A 13267-nucleotide genomic window follows, 5' to 3' on the forward strand; every position below is an offset into this window, starting at 1 on the left:
TGCATATCGCCATCAGCAAAATAATCTACGTAAATCACATTAATCTGCGGGAGTTAACAAAATAGTGTTTGTACCCCGTACATCACGCTAATTCCGCAGATTTCTATTATGATAGAGGTAACTGTTCAGCAATGGTAAAATCCTTTAAACTGTTTCGTTAGAAATTAGAATTTTTGCATATTGCTGTCTGCAAAATGATCTGCGTAAATCATCTTAATCTGCGGGAGTTAACAACCATGGCCAAAACAAAAAATCATATCGAATTACAGTTTTTAAGTGAACCATCTGACGTAAATTATGGTGGTAAGGTGCATGGAGGTATGATGATGAAATGGATTGACCAGGCCGCTTTTGCCTGTGCTTTACAGTGGAGCGATTCCTATTGCGTAACCATTTATGTTGGTGGGATTCGATTTTTTAAACCCGTCCATATCGGACATTTGGTTAAAATGGAAGCCAGGATCATCTATACTGGGAAAACGAGTATGCATATTGCTGTTGATGCTTATTCAAAACCTGTTGGTAAATCAGATTTCGTTAAAAATACACACTGTATTATTGTTTTTGTAGCTGTTGACGATAATGGACAGCCTAAGGCAATACCAGCATTTAAACCTAAAACTGAAAAAGAAATAGCCATGCACGGCTACGCTATTAAGTTAATGGAACTCCGTAAAAGTATTGATAAGGAAATGGAGCCCTATATTGTTTAGTGTAAGGGTAAGCTGAAGTAAAACGAGGAACCCTTGTTGAGTATACTGTCTACCCAGATGTTGCCGTTATGCCCACGAATGATTTCAGCACAAAGGTATAAGCCTAATCCAAAGCCAGCGATGGTAGGGTTTCCCGCTACGCGATAATAACGGTCAAATAGTTTTTCTTTATCTTCTTCGCTGATGCCGATACCATAGTCTTTTACCCTGCAAACCACCTGCTCATTTACTGACGTACAGTTTACATCTACATTCCCTCCTCCAGGAGAATATTTAATGGCATTGTTGATGAGGTTTGATAGCACATTACCTATTTTATCCCGGTCTGCATGAACCTGTACCGCTTTATCAATATTAAGATTAATAACATGAGAACTGTGCAATACATTTACATCTTCTACAACTTCATTAAAGAGCTTTGCTAAATCGAACTTTTTCTTTTCTATATGAAGTTTACCTGATTCAAGCCTTGAAACGTTTAAGAAGCCGTTAATCATGCCCGTCATCTTCTTAATCTGGCTATAGGCTTTTCCAAGTGCAGAGGTCGCAAAGTTATCTTCTGATTTGTCTGCCTTATGCTGTAATACCTGAACGAAGCCATTCAAAGCCGTTAATGGCGTTTTAAGCTCATGGCTAACCATGCCGATAAAATCGTTTTTCCTTAACTCTTCCAGTTTTCTGTCGGTTATATCCATAAAAAGGCCGGAATATTCAGTAGCCTCCCCATTTCTATTTGTAAAAATTCTGCCGGTAGCTTTAACCCATTTAACTACGCCTGTTTTTAAATTAGTAACAGGATATTCATTATCACTAGGCTCGTGATTTTTTATCGCTTTTTCTAAAACGCTTAGTAGCACTTCGTGGTATTCAGGATGGATAGAAGCCAGAATTTGCGTCATTTCAGGTTCCCTGTCTTCAGGCAGCCCGAGCATATCCCGCACAAAATCCGACATGGTTACCTTCAGGGTTTCGGGGTTGATACTCCAGGTTCCCATTTTACCTGTGTCAATCGCCTGGAGTAACCTTTCTTCGCTGTCTGATAATTCTTTTACCCTTTCCTCAACCCTTTCCTCCAGTTCATTATTCAGCATTGTAAGGTTTTCTTTGGCATAATCAAGCTCTTCATTGGTGATTTTTAACCGCTCATTAGTGGCTTCCAGTTCATCAATTGTTGCAGCCAGTTCTTCATTAAGCAACTGTTCACGTTCCAGAGCCTGTTCTTTTTCAGAAGCGGTTCGGAGTTTTTCCTGATTCAAAACCCTTTCAGTTACATCAATAGCGGTGTGCAGGATACAAATCGTTTTCCCTTCAGGATTTTTTACAGCACGGTATTCAAAATCAAAGTAAAATGTTTTTAGCATGCCGCCGATTAGTAAGTCGGCAGCTGTGTCATTTCCTGAAATAACAAGACCCTCATGCCATACTTTCTTAAACATTTCTATAAACGGCTGGTCTTTTAATTCAGGAAGTGCGTCTGCCAAGGATTTACCAATAACAGCTTCTCGTGTTTTACCCCATATGCCAAGCATGGCATCGTTAGCTACCTGGATTTTTGCATCTTCACCAATGTGGATTGCAGTAGCTGTAGGTGTAAGGTTAAATATGTCTAATAGTTGCGGCGTGCTTAAAAATAGGGCTTCAGAATTCATGGAGCATTGAATTTGACTTAAAGTTAAGGTTTTAATAATTAATAAGATAAGTAAGGTGTTTTGTTTTTGCCACAATTTTGTTGCATAGGCTTAAACAAAAAAGTCTCAGCAAAATTTGCTGAGACTTTTCATAATAATAGAATAAACGCTTTAGAACTTACCTTTCTGGTTAAGCAATTCAAAATATTTATCAAGGTTTACGCCCAGCGATTTCTCCATGGATGCCTTAAAATCTGCAGGCGTTGGATGCCTGTTTTTCCATTCGCTAAAATAAGACTGAAAAGCTTTGTCGAATTTTTCCTGGCCTATCTGCGACTCCAGAATATAAAGCCATAAAGCTGTTTTCGCATACGAAATTAAACCATACTCTTCTGAAGTTTTAAAATCAGCTGCAGGTGTTTCAATTGCCGATTCCATTGGGACATTTGAGAGTGCGCCGTAAATGCTATTTAAAAATTGATCGGTTGATAGTTCTTTAATCTTTGCAGGTATTGCATCACCAAAAATAGAATTCGATTTATACTTTTCGGCCTCATACCTGAACTGGAAGAAAGTATTAAAACCCTCATCCTGCCAGGTGTGCATCCGTTCATTACTGCCAAGCATACTCATAAACCAGTTATGGCCAACCTCATGGGTGATTACGCCATCGAGTGTTTCTTTCTTAGCATCCGGACTGGTAATTAAGGTAATTGTAGGGTATTCCATGCCACCACTTGCGTTGTTTTTTGGGCCTTCTATCGCTTGAACAACAGGATACTCATATTCACCAATCCATTTGCTGTATTTTTTTGTAGCATCTTTAATGTAATCAATGCTGTTTACCCAAAGCGTGTTTTTCTTGTTATGGTAATAGCTAAAAGCATCAACAACTTTGCCCGATGCCAGTTTTACGGTATCGTATTGGATAACCAAATCCTTATCGGTAAACCAGGCAAAGTCTGGAACATTGTTCATCACATAACTTAAAGTTTTCGTAGCGGTTTTACTGATTGGGGTGTATACTGTTGGTTTATTTCCCCTATCGGCAGTATTTTTTGTGCCGATTTTTTTATAAGCTGCGAGTTCATCTGCATTTTGCAAAACACCGGTAGCACCAACTACATAACCAGAAGGTAGCGTGATATTTACTTTGTAATTAGCATATTCACTGTAAAATTCACCCATGTCCAGATAAGGGAATTCATGCCAGCCATCTTTGTCAAAAACAGCAGGTTTCGGATACCATTGGGTAACCATAAATTCAGTTTCTGCATAACCTGAACGCGAGAAATAGCTAGGCAGTTTTACATTAAAATCAGTTGTTATGCTAATTGAATCACCGGGTTTAAGTGTTGAGGGTAGCAATACTTTTATAATATCGATATACTCCGGATTTGGGTGCGCTTCAGTTTTGGCAACTTTGCCATTTACTTTAAAATTTAAACCGTCAATGCTGCCGTAGGTAACATTTTTAAGTTTCTCTTTTCTTGAAGTATCGCTGTTGATTTGCTTAAAAAGCGCTGTCGATTCATTTTTATAAGCATTCGGCCAGATGTGGAACCAAATAAAATCGAGGTTAGAAGGAGCGTTGTTTTTATAAACTATTGTTTCAAATCCTTTTAAAGATTTGTCTTTATCATTCAAACTGACATCAATATTGTAACTTAAATTCTGCTGGAAATAATTTTGCTGTGCAAATATTGAAATTGAAAAAAGAGATAGTAAAATGGTTAGAAAGCTTTTCTGCATGTTTAATTTTTTTCGAAAGATAATAAATAAAGCTAAAAGAGAAACGGTAAAGAATAACGCCATTTTTGGATTTTAATTTTACTAGTCTGCTAAAATCCTAGGTAATTCCTCAGGCGAATTAATTGTACCTTTTTCGTTTCCTCAGCTGCAAAATAAAAGCATTTTAGCATCTTTGGAACAACACAAAGCAAATTCTATGTTTAAGCGACTAACCATAATATTCATTTTAGGGTTTTTTGCGGTTTTTTGTTCGGCCCAGCAGGTTCGCCCATCCAAATCGTCGGAAATTTACCGGGAACTTAAAACCCTGAAACACTTACCCAAAGTTTTATACCTTGCCGCGCATCCTGATGATGAGAATACAGGCTTACTATCCTGGCTGGTGAATGAGCAAAACGTCGAAACCGGTTACCTTTCTTTAACCAGAGGTGATGGTGGACAGAATCTTTTAGGCACTGAGCAAGGAGCTGCCCTGGGTTTAATCAGGACCCACGAGCTATTAGAAGCAAGGAAGCTTGATGGGGCGCAGCAGTTTTTTACCAGGGCAATTGATTTTGGTTTCTCTAAAAACACAAAAGATACTTTTAAGCAGTGGGATGCCGATAGCATCACAGCAGATGTGGTATGGGTAATCCGTAAGTTCAGACCTGATGTGATTATTTGTCGTTTCCCACCAACCGCTGCGGCAGGCCATGGCCAGCATGCAGCTTCAGCAGTGGTAGCCGAAAAGGCCTTTAAAGCAGCGGCCGATAGAAAAATGTTTCCTGAACAATTGAAGTATGTCAATACCTGGCAACCTAAGCGATTACTATGGAATACTTTCCGCTTTGGCGCTGTAAATACAACTGCAGAAAATCAACTTAAAATTACCGTTGGTCAGTACGATGCACAGCTGGGCATGGGGTATGGAGAGCTTGCTGGCTTGAGCAGAAGCTTACATAAGAGCCAGGGTGCGGGAACGCAATCTGTAGCAGGTATCAGGACTGAATATTTCACACTTGTTGCAGGTGAAGCTGCAAAATCTTCTCTTTTCGATGGGCTTAATCAAACCTGGAAAGCCAAAGGTGATTTATCAATTGAGGAATCAATTGACAAAATTATTTCATCATTTAACTTTAGCAAACCGGAGTTGAGTTTGCCATCACTGCTTTCTTTACGTAAAAAGATAAGCGCTTTAAAAGATCACAATTTAAGAAGAGATAAACTTGATGCTATAGATAACATTATTTTAAGTTGCTCAGGATTTATGGGAGAGGTTGTGACAAACCAGGCAGAAGCTGTTGCGGGAGATAATTATAATTTCAGGTTGAACCTCATATCAAGGTCTGCAAATGCTGTCACCCTTGAAAGTGTTAATTGGTTAAGTGATACAGAACGTTTTAATAAAAAGCTCTCAGGAGATTCTTTGATAACCATTGAGCATAGAATGCAGATTCCTACTGATGCTGCCTTATCAGAGCCTTACTGGTTGGCAAAGCCGGCAAAAAATGCCGCAACCTTTTCTGTCGCTAACGATACCTTAATTGGCCTGCCGGAAGCAAAGTCACCGCTAAATGTTTTACTCTCCCTAAAAATTGGTGAGGAAAAGTTTCAGGTTGCCTTGCCTTTATCTTTTAAAAAGCTTGATCCGGTTCGTGGAGATGTGGTTGAAGCATTACGGATTGTGCCGGCGCTAGAGTTAAAATTTACACAACCAGTTTATTTGGTTAAAAATAATGAAGATTTACGCGTAAGCCTGAATTTCAAGGTTAATACAAATAAGCAATTCAGCAATGGAAAGGTAAATCTGATGTACAATGGATCGCTTTTATACGGCGCTGACTTTACCTCCATAAATGTAAAGGATATTACCATTGATTATACCATACCAAAAGCTAAACTTGCTGCTATTAACGTAAACCGTTTACAGCTGGAAGCAAACTATGTAGCTGATGGAAAAACCTATGATAAAAAACAGGTTTTGATTCAATATCCGCATTTACCTTCCTTACAATATTTTGCGCCAGCTACTGCAATTGTGATGAAAGGAGATATTCAGGCAAGGGTGAAAAAAGTTGGATATGTTGAAGGGGCGGGGGATTTCATTCCGGAATTTTTACGCATTGCCGGAATTCAGGTTGACGTATTAAAGGATGAGGATTTTTATGGCTATGTAGACGAATCCGGTGCAAATGGAAGTCAGAATAAACTATCACAATACGATGCCATTATACTGGGTGTTCGTGCCAATAATACTGAAAAGAAATTGGGTCGGTGGTTGCCTTTTTTATGGTCTTACGTTAAGGCAGGCGGAAACCTGATTATGCAATACAATACCAATCAGGATGCTACCGTTGACAAACTGGGTATGTATGGGTTTAATATCGCAAATAAGCGAATCACTGAAGAAAATGCGGAAGTTAAATTTCTGAAACCAGACCATAAGCTACTTAATTTTCCGAACAAAATTACCACAGAAGATTTCAAAGGCTGGGTGCAGGAACGAGGTGCTTATTTCCCTGATAAATGGAGTAAAGAATATGAGCCACTTTTTGAAATGCATGATACCGATGAAGAGCCTTTGCAAGGTTCAACACTATATGCAAAGTACGGTAAAGGCAATTTTATTTATACGCCACTGGCATTTTTCAGACAGTTACCAGCCGGAAACGTTGGAGCAGCAAGGTTATTTCTAAACTTTTTATCCGCACAGCCGAACTAATGAATAAGCAATTAAAAAACTGGAATACCTGGTATATTTTACTGGCCATTGCCTTGATATTCCAGATCTTATTTTACTATCTGTTCACTAAAATCTGGGCATGAGCAATATCGACTGGGCAGTACTCCTGATCACGCTTATTGCAGTGGTTATTTACGGTATCTTTATCGGTCGTGGACAAAAAAATAATGCGTCATACCTGAAGGCTGATAACCAGATGCCCTGGTATATCGTGTTATTAGGTATTATGGCAACCCAGGCAAGTGCAATTACTTTTCTTTCGGCTCCAGGGCAGGCTTATACCGATGGAATGCGCTTTGTTCAGTACTATTTTGGTCTTCCTTTGGCCATGATTGTGATTTGTATTACCTTCATTCCCATTTTTCAGAAGTTAAATGTTTATACCGCTTATGAATACCTGGAAAATCGCTTTGATAAGAAAACGAGGGTACTTACCTCATTACTTTTCCTCTTTTCAAGGGGATTATCTACCGGTATAAGCATTTATGCGCCGAGCATCATTTTATCAAGTGTACTGAACTGGAATATTTACCTAACCAATGTGCTGACTGGGGGTATTTTATTAATCTATACCTATATTGGTGGTGCCAAGGCAATCGCTCATACACAGAAATTACAATTTTTGATTATCCTGGGTACGATGGCTTTTGCCGGATACCTGTTAATTGCCAATATGCCTTCGGGTGTTCATTTTAAAGATGCACTTTTCCTTGCAGGTAAATCGGGAAAATTAAATGTGATCACGACTGAATTTAACTGGAAGGATAAGTATAATATCTGGAGTGGATTAATCGGCGGTTTTTTTCTGGCACTTTCTTATTTCGGTACTGACCAGAGTCAGGTAGGGAGGTATATTACCGCAAAAGATAATACCAATGCAAAAATGGGTTTGCTTTTAAACGGACTTGTTAAAATTCCAATGCAATTTGCCATTTTATTGATCGGGGCCTTACTTTTTGCCTTCTTTTCGCTAAAACCGGCACCAATTTATTTTAATGAACGTTCTTATCAACATCTTAAAGAGGTAAGACCACAGCAGGCAAGTGCATTTGAAAAGGAGCATCATCTTTTACAGGAGGAATTCAATTCCAACTCGAAAAAGATGTTGAAAGAAAAGGAGCTTAACTCGCCAGTGCTGAACTTAGCGGTCGAGTCTTTTAAAGTTACGCAGTCAAAAATCAAGGATTTGCATCAGCGGGTAGAGCAGGCCATTGGTGATGCAGATAGGAATGCTGAAAAAACGGATACCAACTATATCTTTCTCTATTATGTGAAAAATACATTGCCACCCGGTATGATCGGGTTACTTTTTGCGGTAATTTTTCTGGCCAGCTGGGGTTCTATTTCTGCAGCATTAAACTCTTTGGCTGCCTGTTCGCTGAAAGACGTTCATTTGCTGTTTAATAAAAAGATTCCTGATGAAGCAACTGAATTAAAATATAGCAGGCTACATACCCTCGCCTGGGGTATTTTTTCTATTGCCGTTGCCATGTTTGCTACACAGATGGGGTCACTGATCGAAGTGGTAAATGTCCTGGGCTCATTGTTTTATGGTCCCATTTTGGGGATTTTCCTGGTTGCATTCTATTACAAGAAAATTGATGGGCAAAACGTATTTATTTCAGCAATACTATCAGAAATTGCGGTTATCATCGTTTATAAGTTCGATATCGTTTCGTTCCTTTGGCTTAATGTTATTGGAGCAGCCGCGGTAATTCTTTTTTCGGCAATTGGTACATTGTTTTATCGTACTAAAGCCTTAAATTCGTAACATTAAAACAACAACTCAAATAACATAATACTATGAAATCAATGATTAAATCAGTTACCCTATTATTAACTGCAATTACAGTTTCAGTTAGTGCTATGGCTCAGGAAGCTAAGAAACCTGCAAGCCCGCCAGCTACCGCTACAGGTAAAATTAAAGATGCTACAATCACCATCGCTTACAGCAGTCCTTCAGTTAAAGGACGTAAAATCTGGGGTGGCCTTGAAGCTTATGACAAAGTTTGGCGTGCGGGAGCAAATGAGGCCACCACTTTCGAAACAGATAAAGATATTATTGTTCAGGGTAAATCATTGCCTGCAGGTAAATACAGTTTCTTTTTAATTCCTAAAGAAAGTGGAACCTGGACAGCAATTTTCAACAAAGAGCCGAAACAATGGGGGGCATTTAAATATGAAGAGGCTAAAGATGCTTTACGTGTTGAGGTTAAAACAAAGGCTTTAAAAGCAAGACAGGAAACCCTGGTTTATAAAGTTAATAAAAGTGGTTTCACCATGGATTGGGATAAAATCTCAGTACCAGTAGCCATAAAATAACTTAAAGCTAAAATAATATATAAAGTCCCGGTGAAAATCGGGACTTTTTTTGTGGTTTGATAATACATGTAAAGAAGCTAAAACATAACCTTTAGTTAATTTTAAAATGTATAATTTAGGCGCTTCTATTCGTAAACCATCAAATCCATTCCAGTGAAGAAAGTTTTAATCTTTTGTTCGTTTTTTATTTGCTTAAACGTTTTAGCTCAAAATAAAAGCACATTTTTTTCAATCAAGAATTCAAGACCGGTTGATTTAGTCAATGTATTTTTAGGTTCATCGGCCGATCATGGCCAAATGTCACCAGCTGCTTCTTATCCTTTCAGTATGCTAAGTATCGGACCACAGACTTATCCGAAAACGCACACGGGCTATGAGTATTTAGCAAAGAAATTCGTTGGATTTACACACAACCGTTTTGAAGGTGTAGGTTGCCAGGGTTCTGGTGGAAATATCCTGATTAAACCTTTTATGGGCAACGATCCGGCTAAATCCACTTTGCTTAAATCCTCGGAAAAAGCCGGGCCTGGTTATTACGAAGTCGGCTTCGAAAATAAGATCAAAGTACAGCTGGCTGTTTTGGGTAATGCAGGAAAACATGCCTACCAGTTTCCAAAAGGAGAAAAAGGATTCTACCTGGATTTAAGTTATGCTTTCAACGGTGCTTTTGTTTCGGAAGAACATGAAGTAAATGGAAATACAGTAAGTGGATGGATAGTTTCGAAAACGACCTGCAGCGTTGGTAAGTACAAATTATACTATTATTTAGAATTGGAGGGAGGCAATGGTTGGAAAGATGAGGCTAATCATAAGCTGGTTGCTTTACTGAACAGTAGCTCGACGCAAGCGGGCGTAAATATTGCATTTTCAGCTGTAAGCGTAACGGCTGCAAAGGCCAATATCAACAAAATGGGCTTTGATAAATTAAAAACGCAGAGCAGCAATGATTGGAATACACATTTAAGTAAAATTGCTGTTGATGGCGATCTGGAGAGTGCAAAGTTATTTTACTCTTTGTTATACCGTACCATGCAATCGCCATATGTAATTTCAGAGGCGGATGGGCAATACCGAAATACGAAAGGTGAATTACAGAAGGATAAAGAAATCCGCTATAATGGCTGGGCAATCTGGGATAATTACCGCACGCAGCTTCCGTTACTATCTTTAATTACACCAGATCGTTTCCAGGGGATTACCAATTCAATTGCAGATTTATATAATTCCGGCAAGAAAGATTACGCTACACAAACTGAACCATCTAACACCGTAAGAACCGAACATGCGATTGTCGTTTTGCTTGATGCTTACCGAAAAGGTTATAAGGTAGATTTCAACAAAATCATAGATTCTGTAACAAAAGAAGTAGATGGCCTTGATTACAAATCACCCGATAAGGCTTTGGAATCAAGCTATGATAATTGGGCGTTATCAGAAATATTCAAAATCTTAAAAAACAAGAACAAATCAGATGTTTACCTGAAAAAGGCGCTGGAATATAAAACCTATTGGAACAAGGATTTTAAGGATATGAGTAAACCTGATGTGGACAGGATGCAGGCTAGAGGTTTATATCAGGGCACCATCTGGCAATATAGGTGGTTTGTTCCTTATGATTTCAAAGGACTAATTGCGCTGGACGGGGGTGAAGAAGCATATCTTGCCAAGCTTGACGAGTTTTTTGACAGGGACTTATACAATCACGCCAACGAACCTGATTTACAGGTGCCCTTAATGTACAATGTTACCAAACAAGGATATAAATCACAGTATTGGATGCACCAGCTAGCGGCCGATACGGTTATCCAGAATTATTTCAATGACAACAGCAGGGGTATCGGCAGTTATATTGGGAAGATATACAGAAACCAGCCTCATGCTTACCTGCGAACTATGGACGACGATGCAGGGGCGATGAGTGCATGGTATATCTTTGCAGCAAGTGGGTTTTCTCCAGCTTGTGTCGGTTGGCCAGTTTATTATTTAAATGTTCCCTTATTCCCTTCGCTTACATATCAGCTAGCAAAAGGAAGAACATTTAAAATTGAAACAGAAAATTTCAGCATGAAAAATAAATACATTAAAGCTGTTACTTTAAATGGAAAACCATTTAATAAAAATTACATTACTCAAGATGATATTTTTGCTGGTGGTATTTTAAAAATAACAGCATCATCAACATCTGTAAAAAATTCACAGACCGAGAACTGGATTTCTTCACTGGAAGAGTAAAATTGTAGATTTAAAGTCAAATCGATTTTTCTTTTCAAAGCCGGAAAACTTTTCTCAGTCGGCCATGTTATGTCATTATAAAAACGATGTAACATGGCACCCTTAAAAACCGACGAAATCCAGAACGATACGCTCACTCACAAAAAACTTTCATCAAATAAAGAAGATGTAATGATGGAATTGCATCCTGAAGCTTATAAGGTTAAAGGACCTGCGCCAGAGAAAATGCAATCTGTTTCAGCTTCTTTAAGACAATATGCGCACGGGCTTTACGGGTTATTGTAAAAACAATGTTTAATCCCTGGATAAGGGGTACGATTAACATCATTAATGAATGTTCATCGTACCCCTTTTTTATTAATTATCTATCTTTAAATTTTAGGAAATTTATTTTTTAAAATTCTTTATATTTTATCCCTTAAAAAACAAAACTGTTTGGGTACTTTTTTCCCCGAAATATAATTTTCTTTATTAACTGTTGATTAAAAACCCCGCTTTTAGTCACATATACCCTTCTTTTTTAGCTATAAAGCCATATTTCAATATGGATTGATCTTTGGCTATGGCAGATTACCAAATCGTTTTTATTAAACCAGGGAAAACTACCAAAATTTATATTTTGTATTTTTAATAATACATTTTTGCTGTACTTATGTATAAGTATTGAAGTTGAACAGACTTGCTTTTTGTTTGTACAGTATTTCGGTAATTGATGATTATAGTAAAAACCAGATGGCTCATGATAACAGTTAAATTAAATGAAAAAACAGCTAATTCTGAGTTTGGGGCTAAGCTTATTTATGTTTAGTGCATTTGCACAGCAGAAAGTTAAAGACGGCTCTGTTACTGGTAATAATTTGCCAAATAAGGATGCAATATTAGAACTGGAAAGTTCTAATAAAGGATTTCTACATGTGAGGGTTGCGCTAAAAGCCACAACAAATGCTTTTCCATTATCGACTCACACAGCTGGTATGATGGTTTATAATACAGCAACAGAAGCTGATGTTGTGCCCGGTATTTATTATAATGATGGTACAAAGTGGGTTAAAGGTGCTAAAGGCGATCCAGGTGTAGTTGGTATAGAGGGGATGCCTGGCACAAGTGGAACACCTGGTATACCTGGTTCAGGAACCCAGGGTGCACCTGGTAAAGATATTACAATTGTAACCAATGATAGTGGTACCTGGGTTTATAATCCTTCAACACAAATATGGACTAATATTAATGGACCGAAAGGTGATAAAGGTGATGCAGGTGTAGTTGGTGTTCAGGGTATGCCTGGTACAAGCGGTACACCTGGTACGCCGGGTTCAGGCACTCCAGGAGCACCAGGCGAAGGAATTACAATTGTAACCAACGACAGTGGAACCTGGGTTTACAATCCAACAACCAACACCTGGACTAACATCAACGGGGCAAAAGGTGATAAAGGTGACGCAGGTGTAGTTGGTGTTCAGGGTATGCCAGGTACAAGCGGTACACCTGGTACGCCGGGTTCAGGCACGCCCGGTGCACCTGGTGCAGGTGTTACTATTGTAACCAACGACAGTGGTACTTGGGTTTACAATCCTACGACCAACACCTGGACAAATATTAACGGGGCAAAAGGAGACAAGGGAGATAAAGGTGACGCAGGTGTAGTTGGTGTTCAGGGTATGCCGGGTACAAGCGGTACACCTGGTACGCCGGGTTCAGGCACGCCCGGTGCACCTGGTGCAGGTGTTACTATTGTAACCAACGACAGCGGCACTTGGGTTTACAATCCTACGACCAATACCTGGACTAACATCAACGGGGCAAAAGGTGATAAAGGTGACGCAGGAGTAGTTGGTGTTCAGGGTATGCCTGGTACAAGCGGTACCCCTGGTACGCCGGGATCAGGCACGCCCGGTGCA

Annotated in this window: 8 protein-coding genes and 1 pseudogene; 7 read left to right on the forward strand and 2 right to left on the reverse strand. The window is 39.0% G+C overall.

The annotated features are described in order from the left end of the window. Positions 1-236 precede the first annotated feature (236 nt). On the forward strand, positions 237-713 hold the full coding sequence (locus R2R71_RS21070) for an acyl-CoA thioesterase (RefSeq protein WP_316833273.1): 477 nt from the start codon (positions 237-239) through the stop codon (positions 711-713). Here the strand turns inward: R2R71_RS21070 and R2R71_RS21075 are convergent. Further along, entirely contained in the window at positions 710-2362 is a 1653-nt protein-coding gene (locus R2R71_RS21075) for an ATP-binding protein (protein ID WP_316833274.1), read from the reverse strand. The two genes, R2R71_RS21070 and R2R71_RS21075, sit on opposite strands and share 4 nt — an antisense overlap. Positions 2363-2512: 150 nt before the next feature. Further along, positions 2513-4093 (reverse strand): M1 family metallopeptidase, encoded by a 1581-nt coding sequence (locus R2R71_RS21080; protein ID WP_316833275.1) that lies wholly within the window; start codon positions 4091-4093, stop codon positions 2513-2515. Positions 4094-4289: 196 nt separating this feature from the next. Here R2R71_RS21080 and R2R71_RS21085 point away from each other — a divergent pair, with 196 nt between their 5' ends. The 6 genes and pseudogenes from R2R71_RS21085 to R2R71_RS21110 form a co-directional block, all read left to right on the forward strand. Next, positions 4290-6794, forward strand: a complete 2505-nt coding sequence (locus R2R71_RS21085; RefSeq protein WP_316833276.1) for a PIG-L family deacetylase — start codon at positions 4290-4292, stop codon at positions 6792-6794. 100 nt (positions 6795-6894) lie between these two features. After that, positions 6895-8586 (forward strand): sodium:solute symporter, encoded by a 1692-nt coding sequence (locus R2R71_RS21090; RefSeq protein WP_316833277.1) that lies wholly within the window; start codon positions 6895-6897, stop codon positions 8584-8586. Positions 8587-8618: 32 nt separating this feature from the next. After that, on the forward strand, positions 8619-9137 hold the full coding sequence (locus tag R2R71_RS21095) for a DUF2911 domain-containing protein (RefSeq protein WP_316833278.1): 519 nt from the start codon (positions 8619-8621) through the stop codon (positions 9135-9137). 153 nt (positions 9138-9290) lie between these two features. Next, the gene (locus R2R71_RS21100) at positions 9291-11369 is read left to right on the forward strand and encodes a glycoside hydrolase domain-containing protein (RefSeq protein ID WP_316833279.1); all 2079 of its coding nucleotides are present in this window, start codon (positions 9291-9293) and stop codon (positions 11367-11369) included. A gap of 93 nt (positions 11370-11462) precedes the next feature. Further along, positions 11463-11654: a hypothetical protein gene (locus tag R2R71_RS21105; RefSeq protein ID WP_316833280.1), complete on the forward strand. Its 192-nt coding sequence runs from the start codon at positions 11463-11465 to the stop codon at positions 11652-11654. A gap of 473 nt (positions 11655-12127) precedes the next feature. Continuing rightward, positions 12128-13267, forward strand: a pseudogene (locus tag R2R71_RS21110) (hypothetical protein); the annotation flags it as partial.

Source organism: Pedobacter aquatilis (assembly GCF_032678405.1).
GTDB lineage: Bacteria > Bacteroidota > Bacteroidia > Sphingobacteriales > Sphingobacteriaceae > Pedobacter > Pedobacter aquatilis_A.